Annotated in this window: 12 protein-coding genes; 4 read left to right on the forward strand and 8 right to left on the reverse strand. The window is 36.3% G+C overall.

The window, feature by feature from the left end:
• Positions 1 to 144 precede the first annotated feature (144 nt).
• The 6 genes from M2419_RS15220 to M2419_RS15245 form a co-directional block, all read right to left on the reverse strand.
• Positions 145 to 3,462 carry a S41 family peptidase gene (locus tag M2419_RS15220; protein WP_235032938.1) on the reverse strand — a complete coding sequence of 1,106 codons (3,318 nt, stop codon included), beginning with the start codon at positions 3,460 to 3,462 and terminating at the stop codon, positions 145 to 147.
• A gap of 145 nt (positions 3,463 to 3,607) precedes the next feature.
• A complete protein-coding gene (locus M2419_RS15225; RefSeq protein ID WP_153847937.1) occupies positions 3,608 to 4,360 on the reverse strand; it encodes a zinc ribbon domain-containing protein in 753 nt (250 codons plus the stop codon).
• The gene (locus M2419_RS15230; RefSeq protein ID WP_153847936.1) at positions 4,360 to 5,460 is read right to left on the reverse strand and encodes a Nif3-like dinuclear metal center hexameric protein; all 1,101 of its coding nucleotides are present in this window, start codon (positions 5,458 to 5,460) and stop codon (positions 4,360 to 4,362) included. Before M2419_RS15230 ends, M2419_RS15225 begins: the two co-directional genes overlap by 1 nt.
• On the reverse strand, positions 5,450 to 5,935 hold the full coding sequence (locus tag M2419_RS15235; protein WP_153847935.1) for a hypothetical protein: 486 nt from the start codon (positions 5,933 to 5,935) through the stop codon (positions 5,450 to 5,452). The genes M2419_RS15230 and M2419_RS15235 overlap by 11 nt, the downstream gene beginning before the upstream one ends.
• A 22-nt stretch (positions 5,936 to 5,957) precedes the next feature.
• Complete coding sequence (locus tag M2419_RS15240; protein ID WP_259255309.1) at positions 5,958 to 6,713, reverse strand: alpha/beta hydrolase; 756 nt, start codon at positions 6,711 to 6,713, stop codon at positions 5,958 to 5,960.
• Between the two features lie 204 nt (positions 6,714 to 6,917).
• Positions 6,918 to 7,628: an SAM-dependent methyltransferase gene (locus M2419_RS15245; protein ID WP_182330573.1), complete on the reverse strand. Its 711-nt coding sequence runs from the start codon at positions 7,626 to 7,628 to the stop codon at positions 6,918 to 6,920.
• Between the two features lie 149 nt (positions 7,629 to 7,777).
• On the opposite strand from M2419_RS15245, the gene apaG reads away from it, so the two are divergent.
• From apaG to M2419_RS15265, 4 genes are all read left to right on the forward strand, one after another.
• A complete protein-coding gene (gene apaG / locus M2419_RS15250) occupies positions 7,778 to 8,164 on the forward strand; it encodes a Co2+/Mg2+ efflux protein ApaG (protein ID WP_046673176.1) in 387 nt (128 codons plus the stop codon).
• A 348-nt stretch (positions 8,165 to 8,512) separates the two neighbouring features.
• Positions 8,513 to 10,378, forward strand: coding sequence for an ABC-F family ATP-binding cassette domain-containing protein (locus M2419_RS15255; protein WP_259255310.1), 1,866 nt, complete (start codon positions 8,513 to 8,515; stop codon positions 10,376 to 10,378).
• 93 nt (positions 10,379 to 10,471) lie between these two features.
• Positions 10,472 to 12,331, forward strand: coding sequence for a tRNA uridine-5-carboxymethylaminomethyl(34) synthesis enzyme MnmG (mnmG, locus tag M2419_RS15260; protein WP_259255312.1), 1,860 nt, complete (start codon positions 10,472 to 10,474; stop codon positions 12,329 to 12,331).
• Between the two features lie 78 nt (positions 12,332 to 12,409).
• On the forward strand, positions 12,410 to 14,110 hold the full coding sequence (locus M2419_RS15265) for an Ig-like domain-containing protein (RefSeq protein WP_153847930.1): 1,701 nt from the start codon (positions 12,410 to 12,412) through the stop codon (positions 14,108 to 14,110).
• Positions 14,111 to 14,139: 29 nt separating this feature from the next.
• On the opposite strand, the gene M2419_RS15270 is transcribed toward M2419_RS15265, so the two are convergent.
• Positions 14,140 to 14,646 (reverse strand): gamma carbonic anhydrase family protein, encoded by a 507-nt coding sequence (locus M2419_RS15270; RefSeq protein ID WP_153847929.1) that lies wholly within the window; start codon positions 14,644 to 14,646, stop codon positions 14,140 to 14,142.
• Positions 14,647 to 14,651: 5 nt separating this feature from the next.
• Positions 14,652 to 16,244 carry an L-aspartate oxidase gene (nadB, locus tag M2419_RS15275; protein ID WP_088163399.1) on the reverse strand — a complete coding sequence of 531 codons (1,593 nt, stop codon included), beginning with the start codon at positions 16,242 to 16,244 and terminating at the stop codon, positions 14,652 to 14,654.
• Positions 16,245 to 18,841 lie beyond the last annotated feature (2,597 nt).

Consider the following 18,841-nt stretch of genomic DNA (forward strand, 5'->3'; position numbering starts at 1 on the left):
ATGGCAACGAGCGATATGGTCAAATTACCATAAAAACTCCACCAGAGGTATTCGATCATCCGGGATATGGATACCTTTGATACAGCATATATGATCATAAAAAAGGCTTTGGAAAAATCCAAAGCCTTTTTTATGTAGACTATCTTAATTCACTCGAATTGGATCAGCAGGTTTCTGCAGATTTTTATACGGATATGTTTTCATTTCTTCCAACAATATCTTCACCGTTCTCTCAAGCTGTGGATCTCGACCTTCCAAAAGATCTTTAGGCAATTGTTCGATAAATACATCAGGAGCAACACCCTCATTTTCAATAATCCAATTTCCTTTGAGGTCATATACGCCAAAGTTTGGAGAAGTAATACGGCCTCCATCCAACAAAGGAGGATAACCACTTATGCCAACCAAAATCCCCATTGTCGTACGACCGACCAGTTTGCCAAGCCCTTTAAAACGGAACATATAAGGCATCATATCGCCACCTGAGCCTGCATTTTCATTAATAATCATGGCCTTTGGTCCATAAATACCATTTCCCGGTGTAGTAAATCCTTTTCCATCACGAATTCCCCAGCCAGCGATTAACTCGCGCGATAAGAGGTCGATCACATAATCGGCAACCCAGCCACCACCGTTATTCCTTTCGTCCATTAGAAGAGCCTTTTTATCCATCTGAGCGAAGTAATACCGATTGAAATAAGTATACCCCTCAGGACCGGTATTCGGCATGTACACATAAGCTATTTGCCCATTGCTCAATTCATTTACTTTTTTACGGTTTCTTTCGACCCATTCCATGCTACGCAAGTTCATTTCATCGCTAAACGAGATCGGTTTAACGATTACTTCACGTGCGCCAACCAGCGATGGTTTTGAATTGACTTTCAACGTAACTTGTTTACCAACAGTATTGTCAAATAAACTATAGATATCCTTATCCTCAGTCAATTCAGTACCATTCACGGCAACAATATAGTCTCCTTCTTTTATGTTTAATCCCGGTTCAGCCAATGGGGCTTTGAACGATGGATTCCATTCAAGACGCGTAAACAATTTGGCGATCTGATAATAACCATTCTTTAGCGTATAATCTGCTCCCAACACACCAACTGAAACTGATGGCGTGGAAGGTTGATCTCCAGGATAGATATAATTGTGTCCTACGACCATTTCTCCCATCATTTCGTTCAATAAATAACCAAGATCAGAACGATGGTTTACAAAAGGTAGGAATTTTTCATATTTGGCTTTCATCGCCTTCCAGTCTGCACCGTGCATATTTTCTACATAGAAATAGTCTTTTTGCATCGACCATACTTCATTGAACACCTGTTTCCATTCCGCCGCAGGGTCCACCAGTTGCTGAATTCCACCCAATTTGACTTCCCCCGCAGTAGGAGAGGCTACTTTTTGCCCAGCTGTTACAATATTGAATCCATTTCCCGTTTGATATAACATCTTTTTACCATCTGCACTAATAACAAAGCTACGTGCATTCTCTACTAAGGTTTTGTTTTCAAGATCCTTAAAATCATATGCACCGATTGTTCCACCACGTTGATAAGTCAATTGATTCGGAACCAGACCATTTAAATTCCAGTAAGGACCGGCTGGCAAAGGGAGGGCAACAATTCGATTCTCTATACGATCGAAATCTACCTGAATAGATTTGTCAACCGGCTTGCTTGCAACTGACTCTTCCTTCTTATCCTTTTTAGGAGCTTTTTTATCATTCTCTTTTACACGTTCCTTTTTATTATTCTCTCCCTCTTCCTTTTTATCAGGTTTATCTTCACGGATTTGCTCATCATCACTATCGTTTTTAAAGAATGATGGTGTTTTGCTCGACAGGATAAAAGCATAGACTGCATAATCTACATTACGCTGTACAGCGGACATATGTAAACCAGAATTTGTTAAACCTGTATTTGTACTCGCCGTGAAAAATAAATATTTACCATCTTGCGAAAATGCAGTACTGCGGGCAGAGCTCATACCATCCGTAATTTGCTGAGTTTTCTTTGTATCTAAGTTATACATGAACACAGCAGGTGCCCCGTTTTCCAGTGTACGTATAAAGGAAATCCATTTTGAATCTGGAGACCAACTTGGTTGGAAATGATTGGATACACGCCCGGTTTGACCACTTAATTTGTCATCGGCAACTTTGACAACAGCCTTGGAAGCAATATCAATATAATACAGATTAAGATGCGAATCATTGTAAAAAAGCTTCTTTGAATCTGGCGACCAAGTGGGTTCAAAATAGAAATTGGTTTCCCCTAAATTAAAGTATAACGGCTGATCTTTTCCGAACTGATCCATCAGTACCAACTGATAGGATCCATTTTTATCTGAAATATATGAAACCCATTTGCCATTAGGAGACCAATCTGGAAAACGTTCATGCGAACCTGGTGAATTAGATAAATTTCGAGCTTCTCCTTTTTCCTTTGGTACCGTAAAGATCTCTCCCCGTGCTTCTAATAGTGCCCGTTGACCCGTTGGCGATAGTGTAGCATAACGTATATCGTCCTTGATGTCTTTGTAATACGGCCTTTTATACATGACATCTGTATTCACAGTGATGTGCAAAGGAGTAATTTTATTTCCGTTTAGATTCAGTGTATTCAATACTCCAGCATATTCAAAAATCAAGTCGTTACCATTCCCATTCAAGGAACGCACATCATAATCTTTGAAATCTGTTAGTTTTTCAACCTTTTTGGTTTTGGTGTCGTAGCTAAAAATATTGACAATTTTATCGCGGTCAGATAGGAAATAAACCTTCGTTCCCAACCATAATGGTTTAACATCATTACTTTTAACGTTCGGAATAGCCTCGATTTCTTTTGTTTTGGTATCAAAAATCCAAATGGTTGGCATGCCACCACCCCGGTAACGTTTAAAGGCCACTCGATCTCTTTCAGTAGGGTCAGTATTCTTGATGTAAGCCCAGTAGCGGCCATCGGCAGAAGGGCTTCCCTGAGTAGCCTCAGGCATAATGAGCGCCTTGTCCATTCCTGACATTTGAATATTGGAACTGTATAATCGTGGACTTAAAGCATAGGTGAAATCACGAGATGTAGTATAATACACTTCATCATTATTGAGCCATCCGCGCAATACATCCGACGAGGGATGATAAGTAATACGTTTAGGCTCACCACCTGTTATAGGAATCACGTATACATCCGTATTTCCATCATAATTCCCCGTAAATGCCACTTTCTTACCGTCAGGAGAAAACATCGGATTCTGCTCTACGCCAGGATTTGTAGTAAGCCGCCTTGGATTAGCGCCATTTTTGTCTGCAATCCAAATATCTCCACCATAGACAAAAGCGATATTACTAGCGCTTACACTGGGATTTCGAAGCAATAAGGTTTCTTGCGCTTTTGCTTGTAGAAAAGTTGTTCCCAGCAAAAAGGCTGCAATTAACTTGAAATGAGTTTTATTCATAAACATTTAAAGGTTAAAATTTTACCACCTACAAAATTACGATTTTGCAAAATGGACCTAGTCAGTATATCAACAAAGTTGCATAAAAAAAATGACAAAAAAAAAGCCCTGCTTGTCAGCAGGGCCATCTTTTATCTCTCAACGATTAAAAACCGTATTCTTGTTCGATTTCCAATACGATTCCTTCATCAACCAAAACGCGTCCGCAATGTTCACAGATAATGATTTTTTTGCGTTGACGAATTTCCGATTGCATTTGTGCCGGAATTTTATTGTGGCATCCTGAACAGCTATCACGATCAATAGAGACTACAGCAAGCCCGTTTTTGAACGAATTACGTAAACGGTAGTATACTTTTACCAAACGCTCTTCAATATTAGCCTCAGCCTCAGCGGCTTTTGCTAATAATGCATCTTCTTCCTTTTGAGTTTCAGAAGTAATTGTTTCCAATTCTTTCTTTTTACCCTCAAGCTCGCTTTTGCTATACTCAAGATTTCCTACAGTAGTATCGTAGTTTTCCGTTTTGTTGCGAATCTCAAATTCTGCTTCTTTGATTCGTTTCTCACAAACCTGAATCTCAAGACCTTGGATTTCAATTTCTTTCGAAATAGCGTCATACTCACGATTATTCTTTACCTCATTTAACTGCGTCTCATATTTTTTGATAGCAGCCTGAGCATCCTTAATCATGTTTTTACGCTTAACGATAGAATCTTCTAAATCGTCTAAGTCTATTCTGATCTTCTCAATACGAGTTTCTAAACCCGCAATCTCATCTTCAAGATCTGCAACTTCCATAGGCAATTCACCACGAACTTGGCGAATTTTGTCTATTTTAGTATGTACGGCTTGTAACAGCCATAATGCTTTCAATTTTTGTTCTACGGTTTGTTCCATCAACTGTAGTATTTTATAGGATTTGTATCTATTTCTGTTGTTAAGGTTGCAAAGTTAGGAAATTTTTTCGTAATAATGTCGTACAATAATTCTTGCGTAAATTGTTCGCTCTCAAAATGTCCCGTATCTGCAATCACGATTTCACCTTCAGCATCAAAAAATTCATGATATTTGTAGTCTGCTGTAACAAAAAAATCAGCACCAGAACGTTTGGCTGCACCGAGTAAAAATCCACCCGAGCCACCACATACAGCTACACGACTAACTTTTTTATCTAATAAGGCTGTATGACGAATGACATTCAACCTCAGTTTGTCCTTAAGATAAGCTAAAAATTCCAATTCAGCCATTGGTTCAGCCAAATTTCCAATCATTCCAGCACCAATTTCGGTAGCCGTATTTTGAATATCAAACAAATCATAAGCTACTTCCTCATAGGGATGAGCTTCATAGAGTGCTAAAAGTAACTTCCTTTCACTAGATTTCAGGTAGATAACCTCAATTCGTGTTTCCTCTACACGCTCTTGAACATCAATCTCTCCAATGGTAGGATCGGCCCCTTTTAAAGGTCTAAAACTACCATAACCTGCCGTATTAAAACTACATTGATCATAGTGTTTTCCGATTTTACCTGCACCCGCATCAAACAATGCCTGTCGGACATCTTCAACATGACTCCTCGGTACAAAAACGACCATTTTTCGCAATACATCTGTTTTAGATTGCAGTATAGCCTGATTTTCTAATCCCAATTTATCGGCAATTTTCGTGTTCACTCCACCGGTAACATTGTCGAGATTTGTATGAATGGCATATAATGCAACTTTATGTTCAATTGCTTTAATAACCGTACGCTCCACATAATTTTTTCCATTAAATTTTTTTAGGCCCCTGAACACAATAGGATGATGCGAAATAATTAAATTACATCCTTTATCAATGGCCTCTTTTACAACAGCTTCTGTGCAGTCCAAAGAAATGAGCACTTTTGTAATCTCTCTATTGGCGTCGCCCACAATAAGCCCAGCATTATCATAAGACTCCTGCAAATCTAAAGGAGCCAATTGCTCCAAATAATCAATGACTTCTTTAATTTTCATGGTCTACAATTACCTCCTTTTCTCTAAATTTATTATGTTCTTCCAAAATTCTTCTATTCGCGTTAATTTCAAACCAATAATTAGCCAAGGTCACAAAATGCATAATGATCAGTACACCGGAAATGGAAAGTGGGAGAGGAATATTCGTGGCCAAGTAAATCCATGCATATAGCGATCCTTTCCTAAACGTAGGGTTTTCTTCCACAGCTATTTTCCGATCATAAAATTCATTGATCAAAGAATCCCTTAGACGCGAAGCAACCTGAAAATTCCAATAAATATTAACCAGCGGAATGGCAGCTAACCAGGATTGGTTAGGCGTCATTAATCTATTTTCTTTGGCGACCAATTTTAAGGTCTTTCGAATTGTATTTGCAAATAAAAGCCATACAATAATACGTATAGCCACAATACCCATAGCGGTATAAATTACTTCAGGCTTACTTAACTCTTTTATTAATTCCTCTTGCGTCATTGAACTATTTATTGCTTATTTATTATTCCTGTTCCAACAAATTTACTAATTCTTTCAACCTTTTTATTTGTGGATTATGATCTCCAACAAATTCGATTGTTTTAAAACCCATGGTTTTAGCTTTCTTATAAAACGGGTAAAAATCGTCCTCCTCAATTGCTGTACCATCCGTATAAGTCAAAATGTATGTACTTGGGATCTTAAGCCGTTTCGGATTTTTTAAATTAATCTTTTCTGTCATTGTTTTTAACGGGTGGGGGACATCTCTAGGAAGCTTCTTAACATCCTTCACCCAGAAAGGAAAAATATAACCATCCTTTTCTAATTTTAACAGTCCATTTGCTGCAGTAGATTTCCCCATTAAGTTTATTACCGATTGCTGATCCTCCGGAAGTATAGCATCCAAGTAAACCAATTTACGTATTCTATCCGGAAGACTATCGGCCACAGCTGTAATTACCATACCACCATAACTATGTCCCACCAGTATAATATCATGAAGATCCTCAAACAGGATCGTATTCACAACATCATTGACATGAGTTTGCAATCGAATAGAAGTATCTGCTAAATGATAACGCTCGCCCAGACCTGTTAGTGTAGGGCGGTAAACTACATTTCCCTTTTTCGCTAACTCAACCGCAGTATTTTTAAACTGCCAAGCGCCACCCCAAGCTCCATGGACGATCACATACGTAGAAGGCTGCGCAGAAACATCTTTACCGAATCCAACTAATGAAAAGAAAAATATAATAAATAGTAATCTGCAGTTATTCATTGTGTTATATATTTAATCATCCTCGACACTTAACAAAATCTATTCAGAAAATGTATTAATACCCCAGTTTACATTTGTATTTAAAAACTAAACGTGACCACTTACTCACTTTATTAAAACATGATTAAATCCAATAGAAAGAGCTTTTAGCTTCTCAACTAAACATCATCAATGAAAGTAGGGTAGGGGGGAGCTATAAAGACATCATGCATAAAGTAAAAAGATAGTAGGCTTTTTATGAAAATCATACGATCGTTTTCTCCACTCACCAATCGTCAAACTTTGGATATTTTCGTCGGTAGCTGTTACGTTTGATGCAACACAGAGTAAGCTGGAAGGTTTACATATTTTTAGTAGATCAGCCAAAAGCTGATTATTTCTAAATGGAGTTTCAATAAAAATCTGAGTCTGCCGTTCGCGTGCTGATTGTTGTTCGAGATTTTTAATTTCCTTAGCACGATCAATTTTATCGATAGGCAAATACCCATGAAAAGCAAATTTCTGTCCGCTAAATCCAGAAGCCATAAGCGCCAGTAGAATAGAGCTTGGACCAACAAGAGGAACGACCTTAATACCCAATTGATGTGCCCGTGCCACAATAGAAGCTCCGGGGTCAGCAACACCAGGACATCCTGCCTCAGACATTAAACCAACATTTTTGCCCTGTTTCAAGCCTCCAAAAAAATCATTTATATTTCCCTTGTCCCGCACATGTTTTCCATAATCATGAATTTTTAGTTCGCTCTGCGGAATCTTTAAACCTGCAAGTTTTAAAAACTTACGAGCCGTTTTTTCATTTTCTACAATATACTCGTCCAATGAATTGATTGTTTCCACTAAATATGAAGTAAACGATTGGAAAGCTGCGTCATCACTCAAAGGAACAGGAATTAAATATAAGATACCATTTGCCATAATACAAACCTACTAATTAAGGTCCATTTGGCTATACTAATTTTAAACTTAGCATTATTTAACCTTTTAAAATGATTATAATTTAGATTTTTAAACTCATTATTAGTATTTTAGCGTAAATATTCATTGCAACAATAAACATCATTCAAATGATCACACAAATTACAGAAGGCGTAAAAATCTCGGTTGAAACGATCTATCAATCAGAGTATTCGAATCCGGACCGTGAACATTTCATGTTTGCTTATCATATCAGCATAGAAAATCTCAGCGATTACACGGTTCAATTGATAAGTCGCTATTGGAAAATCTTTGACGCAAAAGGAGACTATAGGGAGGTATCTGGAGAAGGGGTAGTGGGCGAACAGCCTATTATAGAACCTGGCCAGACTCATCAGTATACCTCAGGTTGCAATCTCAATAGCGAATTCGGATTCATGGAAGGATATTACAATATGATCCGAACACTGGACAACGGCAGCTTTCAAGTTGAAATACCACGTTTCAATCTGATAGCTGATTACGCATTGAATTAATTTTATCAAGGCAGTATCATTATTGCCAATTAATCAAATAACGAAGCTTTTTTCGCATCGAATAAGAAACTATTTCTTTATTTTTGCGAGCATTCCAAATGAACATGCTAACCTCGGGGTATTATCATTTTACCCGATGGCAAATGCTAGCATTTGATCGTATGCCACCCGATAGATTAAATTAGTCAGCAATCAAAACGATTATTGATTCAATATATAAATAACTGATAATCAATAATAAATATTTAAAATATTGATTATCAACACGATATGCACTACCAAAAGAAGAAACCTCTTGGCAGTGTTTTGACGTGTAAATTGACTGAATATAATTTAGGGTGATATAACGTGAGTATTTTAGCTACAGAACAAGTAAGCCATTCCTTCCATGATCGATGGCTTTTTAAAGATTTACATTTCGGCCTCCAGAAGGGAGATCGTGTGGCCTTGGTCGGAATCAATGGCACAGGTAAATCAACCTTACTCGCCATTTTAGCAGAGCGAATCTTACCAACCTCAGGAAAAGTTGTAAAAGAAAAAGGTATAAAAATTGGTTTTTTAGAACAGGATCCTGATTTCACAGGATTAAAATCAATCAATGATTTTATTTATAGTACAGACAACGATCAACAACGTCTTATCCGAGAGTACGAGGAACTGCTATTGGAGACTGATATCGATCAGAAAAAATTAGAAGATCTTTCAGAAAAAATAAGTTCATTGAATGCCTGGGAGTATGAGCATAATATTAAGACGATTCTTAATCGTTTAAACATTATGGATTTCCATCAAGATATTAAAAGTCTATCAGGAGGCCAACGAAAACGCCTTGCGCTAGCCAAACTTTTGATAGACGAACCGGACATTTATATATTAGATGAACCCACCAACCACTTGGATATAGAAACAATTGAATGGCTTGAAAAACTATTAACAACAGGTAGCAAAACCGTTCTTTTAGTAACGCACGATCGCTACTTCTTAGATAATATATGTACTGAGATTCGAGAGCTGGACAGAGGCAATCTCTATAGCTATAAAGGTAACTATTCCTATTTTCTAGAGAAGAAGTCCGAACGCGAAACTATTGATGCGGTTATGGTAGAGAAAAGCAGAAATCTACTTCGTCGTGAATTGGAGTGGATGCGTCGTCAACCACAGGCACGTGGCACCAAATCCAAATCACGTATAGAAGCATACTATGACTTAGAAGAAAAATCTAAAGCAATTAAAGGAAATGACTCGGTACACCTCAGTGTAAAAGTAAGCAGACAGGGCTCAAAAATACTCGAACTAGAACATGTTGCCAAACGTTATGGAACGAAAGAAATCATACATAATTTTTCATACACATTTAAAAAAGGTGATCGTATTGGTCTAGCTGGAAAAAATGGCACTGGAAAATCAACCTTTCTTAATTTAATCACGGGAGAAGAAAAACCTGATTCAGGATCGATATCGGTAGGGGAAACCACAGTATATGGCTACTATAAACAGGGAGGATTGGAAGTAAACGAAAACGATCGAGTATTAGATGTTGTAAAAAATATAGCAGACTATATTGAAATGGCAAATGGGGAAGTAATCACAGCTTCACAGCTGCTAACCCACTTTTTATTTCCTCCTGAAAAACAATTTGGTTTCGTTAACAAATTAAGTGGAGGACAGAAAAAAAGACTTCAACTTATGCGTGTTTTAATGAAGAATCCAAATTTCCTAATCCTGGATGAGCCATCCAATGATCTGGACATTGATACTTTAAACGTACTGGAAGATTTTCTTGATAACTACAAAGGGGTACTAATATTGGTATCACACGACAGGTATTTATTAGATAAACTAACCGATCAGCTTTTTATTTTTGAAGGAAAGGGGAGTGTACAGATATACAATGGAAATTATGCCGACTTTAAACTTGAACAAGACGAAATCCAAAAATTAGAAAAAGAAAAACAAAAAAGAATAACCCAAGAACAGGTAAAGCCAATTGTAAAAGAGGAAAAGAAAAAACTCTCATACAAGGAACAATTGGAATATACTAAACTAGAAGAAGAAATAGAAAAACTGGAAACACAAGTAACGTTAAAAACGGAGAAACTAAACCAGGAAACAGACCATCTAAAGCTTTCTTCCTTAGCGGAAGAAATTCAATCTATCCAAACACAGATAGACGACAAATCCGAAAGATGGTTATATCTTACTGATTTTATGTAAAATTTCACTATTGGTTTCACGTGGAACACAAAGAAAACGTAAATTTACAAAGAAATAAAAACGCCACGTTTCACGTGGAACAAGAACAGAAAAATGTTTAAAAAATATAATGTAATTGTAGTTGGTGCAGGTCATGCCGGATGTGAGGCGGCGGCGGCAGCAGCCAACTTAGGTTCGTCCACTTTACTCATCACAATGAATATGGGGGTAATAGCCCAAATGAGTTGCAACCCCGCAATCGGTGGAGTCGCAAAAGGACAAATTGTAAGAGAAATAGATGCTATGGGTGGATATACCGGTATCATAGCAGATAAATCAACCATTCAATTTCGAATGCTTAATCTATCGAAAGGTCCAGCTATGTGGAGCCCACGTACACAAAATGACCGAATGCGGTTTGCGGAAGAATGGAGGTTACAATTAGAGTCTCTTCCAAATTTAGATATGTGGCAAGATACCGTAAAAGAAGTTATTGTTAAAAATGGAAGAGCTTGCGGTGTCATCACTTCGATGGGGATAGAAATAGAATCGGACGCTGTCGTGCTAACTAATGGAACTTTTCTAAATGGTGTAATTCACATTGGCGACAAGAAATTTGGAGGCGGCAGAACAGGAGAGAAGGCAGCCACAGGTTTAACCGAACAACTTGTTTCCCTTGGCTTCGAATCAGGAAGAATGAAGACAGGGACACCACCCCGTATAGATGGGAGAAGCCTCAACTATGCATTGATGGAAGAACAGTGGGGCGACGAAAAAAGAGGGCGGTTTTCTTATACAGATGTAGAAATACCTACTGAACAACGCTGTTGCTGGATTACCTACACAAATGATAAAGTTCACGAAATGCTTCGTACTGGGTTTGAAAAATCACCCATGTTTACTGGACGTATCAAAGGATTGGGACCACGCTATTGCCCCTCAATAGAAGATAAAATCAATCGCTTCGCCGAGCGTGAAAGGCATCAGATATTCGTGGAGCCAGAAGGTTTTAAAACAGTAGAAATCTATGTCAACGGATTCTCTACCTCATTGCCAGAAGATGTACAATTGAAAGCTTTGCAATTAATCCCAGGTTTTGAAAATGCGAAGATGTACCGACCAGGTTATGCCATAGAATACGACTACTTTCCACCAATGCAATTGGATCTTACCCTAGAAACCCAATTGGTGAAACATCTATTTTTTGCGGGACAAATCAATGGGACTACTGGCTATGAAGAGGCCGCCGCTCAAGGTTTCCTAGCCGGGATAAATGCTCATCAACGCATCAACGATGATAAGGAACTTATTCTAAAAAGATCCGAATCTTATATAGGTGTATTGGTAGATGATCTGGTAACAAAAGGAACTGAAGAGCCGTACCGTATGTTTACATCAAGAGCCGAACATCGTCTACTTTTACGCCAGGACAATGCTGATATTCGCCTAACCCCCTTAGCTTACAAATTGGGATTAGTAGGAGAAGAAAGACTCAAAAAAGTACAAGACAAAATTGATAACTCAAATAAAATAATAGAGTATCTAAAACAAAATTCAACCAATGTTGAAAAGATGAATACGGTGTTAGCGGAAGTTGGCTCGAGTGCACTTCCTCAGAAAACAAGATTGAGTAATGTACTTGCGAGACCACAAGTTGGTATCCAAGATATTCTGAAAGGAGATGAAGGCTTTGCACACTATGTATCCCAATTTGATAACGATACCATCGAACAAGCAGAGATCAATCTCAAATATGAAAGCTATTTCGATAAAGAAATGGAAATAGTTAATCGTATGAAGAAGATGGAAGATAGAGAAATAAACCCTGATTTCGACTACAGCTTGCTAACGTCATTGTCCATTGAGGCAAGACAAAAGCTATCAAAGGTAAAACCACGTACACTGGGGCAGGCTTCAAGAATCTCGGGTGTTTCACCCTCTGATATCACCGTATTGATGGTTCACATGAGCTAAATACCTGGTAAACAAATATTTACACACAAAACATCACATAGCTTAAAATAAGCGATTTAAGACAATATTCTATTTTTTATGACAACTTCTTTAAAAGAAAATAAAAGTGGTTCAAAAAGGCTAAAAAGTAGCTTAAAAACAAGATTACTTATTTTAAGCATGTTTATTATGCTTATTGGCTTGTCTATACAATGTGCGAGCATACAACAGCCTACGGGGGGGCCAAAAGATTCCATTCCCCCGAAAATACTATTGGAAAGTCCTACGAATTTTTCGAAGAATTTTACAGCAAAAAAAATAGTAATCACTTTCGACGAGTATATCAAACTGGCAAATCAACAAAAAGAATTCAGTATTACGCCCGACATGGGTAGTAACCCAGAATTCAAGGTCAAGAAAAAAAATCTAGAAATTACCTTACCTGATTCTCTAGAAAAAAATACTACTTACAGCATATATTTCGGTAAAGGACTAGTCGATTATAACGCAGGAAATGCATTGGTCAATTATGCTTACGTATTCGCAACAGGAGATAAAATAGATTCGCTCAGTATATCAGGTAATGTAAAAAGTGCTATAACTAAAGAGGTCCAAAAAGATGTTAAAGTCTTATTGATCCCCATTAGCCAAGACTCTATTTTCGGCAAGAAGAAAGCGAATATATTTACGACAACGGATACTGCAGGTAATTACAAACTAAACAATTTAAGAGAAGGAACCTATCGCATTTACGCACTTCAAGAAAAGAACAATGATAGGATCTATAATGGCGCTGATGAAGAAATAGGTTTCCTAAAAGACTCTATCGTACTAGAGCGAGACTTAAACAATATCAATTTGGAGATATTCAAAGGAACCCCAAAAAAGTTTAGAACGCAAGAGAAGAAATTTGAAAAAAATGGAAGTATACTTCTTATTTTTAATAGGCGAGTGGACAAACCCAAACTCAATATCCTAAATGATGAAGTAAACAACAAAGATAAAATAGTACGTTTTTCAAATACATCGGACTCCGCTACTTTGTTTATTCCAAATTTAAAAATAGACTCCCTAAAGCTAGTTCTGACAGAAAATGAAAGACCATTGGACACCATTCTAATTAGAAAAGGGAATGTAAAAATAGAGCAGACAATTGAGCCAATTTTTACCCCAAATAATGGGCGAGTCGATCGGATTACACACCTTCAGGTATCTGCATTCACACCGATCAAGAATATAGATAAAACCAAGTTGAAATTCAAAGAAGACTCATTGATCCGAACCAATTACCAACTTGCCGTTGATACAGCGAATACCAATATCTACCATATTCGATATAATTGGAGAAAAGATAAAAAGTACCAAATTGAGTTTACGGAAGGCGCCATAACAGGCTATTTTGGCGAGCAAAATAAAGAGAAAAAGCTGGATTTGACCTATGACGATAGTGAAAACTATGGAGATCTGACATTTGATTTTACAGATCTAGATAGCAATACAACATATCTGGTAGAGTTAATCAATGAGAAAAAAGATAAAGTCTATCGCGTCGACAAAATAAACATGAACAATCCGGCCGTCGTATACAAACAGTATCCAGGAGGAAAGTATAGCATACGTGTAATTCGCGACGACAACGATAATGGACTCTGGGATACTGGAGATGTTGAAAAGAAAACCTTTCCGGAACCTGTTATATATCTAAATAAAGTATTTACTATACGTGCTAACTGGGAACAAAAAGATAGTTTTTCATTGAGTGGCCTCAAAAAAAGAATAATTGAGGCCATTCCAAAATAATAACTTTAAATACTGCTAATTCGATTAAGCTAAAACCAAGAGCTGTACAGAACATAATTATGTGGTAACTGCTGCAATAGATCTTTCTGCTCTTCAGTAAGTGCCTTTATCTTTTTTGCAGGTACCCCAGCATATAAAAATCCCGACTCACAACGTGTATTTTCCAAAACTACTGCCCCAGCTGCTACAATAACATTCGATTCAACAATAGCATTATCCATAACGATAGCTCCCATACCAATGAGTACATGGTCTTCCAAAATACATCCATGTACCATAGCCTGGTGGCCTATACTCACATAATTTCCAATCGTTGTACCGCATTTCTTATAGGTACAATGTATAACAGCACCATCTTGAATATTCGTATAATTACCAATACGAATATAATTGACATCCCCACGTATTACAGCGTTAAACCATACCGAACAGTGATGTCCAATCTTTACATCTCCCACAATCGTTGAATTAGGAGCTAAGAAGCATTCTTCGGCTATCACCGGAGATATATCTAAAACAGGTAAAATAAGTGCCATGTTCCTTAAAAAATTGTATCCTGTAGTACCTCCGAATGTTTCGGGTAGTCCGTTGTATAATGCAATCCCCTGCTTTCTTTCCTCAACATAGCTGATTTTGTCACAATATAAGCTACTTGAATAACGTTACGCAATTCACACAATTTAACAGAAAGCCTTGTATTCCGATAAAATTCCTCAGTTTCCTCATATAAAAGATGTAATCGCTTTAGGGCTCTCTCCAGCCTAAAATCGGAACGCACAATACCAACATAGTCACTCATAATCTTTTGGCATTCGCGCAAATTATGACTTACTAAAATATCCTCATTTGAAAGTGAGGTTTTAGAGTCATCCCATTCCGGAACGTCAACAATATGGTTAATCAATCCTATCGACTTTGTGGCGTCTAAGAAAATACGATGTGCATAAACAAGTGCTTCAAGAAGCGAATTAGAAGCTAATCGGTTTGCACCATGTAGTCCAGTAGAAGAACACTCACCGCAAGCATATAAATTAACAAGGCTACTGCGTCCAAAATCATCTACATAGATACCCCCGCAGAGGTAATGCGCCGCCGGTGTAACTGGTATAAAATCCTTCGCCATATCCAGTCCGATCGAAAGACACTTTTCATAAATGTTTGGAAAATGCTTGATAATATCCTGCTTATCCCGATGCGTAATATCGAGGTAAACATAATCAATTCCCGACTTCTTCATTTCGGCATCAATAGCTCTAGCAACAATGTCCCTTGGTGCCAAAGAAGCACGTTCATCGTACTCCTCCATAAAAGATTCACCATTGATCCTCCTTAAAATCCCCCCAAATCCACGTACAGCTTCGGATACCAAAAATGCAGGCGAATCCTTTGGATTATATAAAGAAGTAGGGTGAAATTGCATAAACTCCATATTACGTACCTTACCCTTTGCCCGATACACCATCGCTATACCATCTCCAGTCGCAATAGTTGGATTTGTTGTGCTCGAATAAACATGTCCAGCTCCCCCAGAGGCCATCACGGTGACCTTACTCAAAATCTGATCAACTAAATGTGATGAGGTATTAAAAGCATAAATTCCATAACAGGTAATGTCTTCCCTATTTTTATCCACGTATTCACCCAGATGATGCTGTGTAATCAAATCAATGGCAAAGTAATGCGTTACAATTTCAATATTAGGATCACTATGTGCTTGAGCCAATAATGCCCGTTCAATTTCATAACCGGTTATATCTTTATAATGTAAAATACGATGAGCTGAATGTCCACCCTCTTTTGCCAGGTCATACAAGCCCGATTCCTCCTTGTCAAATGATGTGCCATATGAAATAAGTTCTGCTATCCGTTCCGGCGCTTCTCTTACTACGTTTTCCACAATTTCAACATCGCATAAACCATCCCCAGCAATCTGAGTATCAATGATATGCTTTTCAAAGCTATCAGACTTATCCACAACGGCAGCCACTCCCCCTTGCGCATATTTTGTATTAGACTCATCCTCATTGGACTTAGTGACTATCAATACTTTACCGAATTTCGATGCCTTCAAAGCAAAGCTTAATCCAGCAATACCTGATCCAATGACCAAAAAATCTACCTTTCTATCTGCCATATAAATTAAAATTCACAAACTATCCCCAAAAGTGACGATTCAAATTAACGAAAAATGTGGAAAACGTGTAAATAAAAGGTTAAATAAAAATGAAAAGTATTTAACAATTCACAAATCCCCTATTTTGAAGCCTTATTTCTAAAATTTTTCCGCACAAAAATCCCTAGATTTCCACATTTTCCAAACAAAAACTATTCAACAAAAAAATATGGAAAATAAAAAATACGATAAATTAGAATTTTAAAAATCAGCTCTTTAATAGACAAATCCTGTTGAAAAATTGTTGAAAACTCCATAAAAACCTAAAATCAAAATTGGAATAAAGGAATTTATACCACTTTTCCACACCATAATAAACAATAAGAGATTTTCTATTTTAAATAATTAGTATTTATTGAAAAAAAAGATTGTGGAATACGTTTGAAAATCTTTGTTTAGTTTTGTCAAGTTCGATTAGAGGCCGTTAGATTTCAATATCGGGGAATTATAGAGTCCCCTATTGAAATATTTAATTCTAATTGAGTTTATATTATTTTTTTAATTTCCTATTGGCTTTTAAAGCGCTTTAGGATTGGATATTTATTTTATTTTTTTTTACATATGGATTTAATGTAGTTTCAGCGCGTTATTTATAATTTTTTCAAGGAAAAATTCGTTTAAGCTGTTTTATACTTGAATATTTTCCCTTGTAGGGTCTTATTTCAATTTAATTGGATTGTAACTGATAGAAATCGATGAAGAAAAGGTTTAATTCTCATTTGGGTGCTATGAGATTTCAATATTTTTGGCTTTCAACCAGATAAATTCTTTTATTGAATTCTAATAGCTACTAATTTTTGCTTTGAAAATTTCTTTGAAAAAGGCAATTTAGTTGATTTTATTATTTGGATTTTAAGTCGTTTTAGGTTTGGTTATTTGCTAATCATAACCAAAAATATTTGAATATGGCTTTGTCAACAAGTTAAAATTGGAATGCGAAATTTTTCAAAATGAAAATTGTAACGGATTTGGTTATTGGGATTTTTTATTCCTGGATCTGGGCGATTGTATTTGGATTTGGCTAAAATATCCATTTGATTTTGACAGCATTAAATTTTGAACAGAATCTAAAGGCGATTATTTAAAAATAAACCCGTTTAAAATTGGATATTTTTTAAAAATTCGTTTTCAATACTTTTTACCGCATTCTATGCGTTTAAATAGTAAATTTTTTACGATCTAGCGTGAATTCGAAGATTAGCTTGTTTATAGTTTTGGATTGCAAATAATTTCTTTAAATAATTTATTGTAGAACAAACAATCTTACTATATTTGCAGCCCAACATTCATTAGATGTCGGAATTATCCAAATTTAGATCAATGACATTCGAATATTGTGGATTATTGTTCTTTAGTATTTTTTTAGATCATTCTCAGGGCGTATTTTTCTAAAATAAAGCTCTTATAGGTCGAATATATTGACTTGATTCGCTATTTGTTTCGAATATTTAATTCTAAGCGACTAAATTGTTTTGAAAGTGCTTTGTCAGTCGCATATTTAGTGTTTTCTTTTAATATTATCTATATATTTGAGTATGAAGCGTTTTAATTCATTAAATTAAATATAAAATTGAAAATTTATAATCTGTAACAAGTTTATCTTTCTCTTTATATTAATTAATATCTTGTAACTTACATGTGCTGAGTTTTTGTAATTTATGCGATAATGATTGCCAGATGCTCAGTCTAGCGGGATATACAGTCCGATTCTGTTATATTGAGCTGTCGAGGGGAGCTATTTACTCGATTCCTATCCAGATACTGGGTATAATTGATTTTATTTAAGTTGTATTTATTATTGCTTTTGAATTTTGTGAAATTAACTTGCAAAAATTTTATTAAACCCTCTTAGAATTAAATAAAGACACTACCCTCGATTACAGTAGTCAATATTTAATTCTCATCCGCTTTATTTTGGATTCTGTAGCCGTTATTTAGTCGGATATTTCAATTTCCGCGAACTATTCTCTTCTAGATTCCCTTCTACTCTACTCTTTTATATTTTTTTATAAATATCCAATTCTTATTGGGTTTATTTTGAACTATTTAATTCAACGCTATTGACCCTGAATCAGCGTGAGTTTACCCTTACTAGAGTCCTATATTCATTTTTACAAGCTGCTATTATTTTTATATGCAATTCTAAAAGCATTTATTCTAGAAATTATCGCCTTCTATTGATTATCTATGACCAATTTTGATTTAGGAAAATTGGTTTTGGCCCCATTCTAGCCTTCGTTGCTGTATAAGTTGGTAAATGGCGAATATATAAACTTCAAATCTTTGCAATTAGAATGGCATATATAAAGACCGTAATGACAAAATAAGCTATACACGATTGTAAGAGCGTTTGTTTTTTATTCGTTGCTATTTATACGGTTTCAGTGTTGGATGCATGCACAATTTCCTTAAAATTTACCGAATGAACTCGCTGAGAATTTGATATAAAATTATAGATCAATCCAGAATCCATTAATCTCTCCTATACGAGCTCAAAAACGTTTTTTAATCTGAAATGTTAATAAATAAAGCTTCCTTTTGTGCTATATTTTTCATTG

Source organism: Sphingobacterium sp. BIGb0116, from assembly GCF_024808035.1.
GTDB classification, from domain to species: Bacteria; Bacteroidota; Bacteroidia; order Sphingobacteriales; family Sphingobacteriaceae; genus Sphingobacterium; species Sphingobacterium paramultivorum.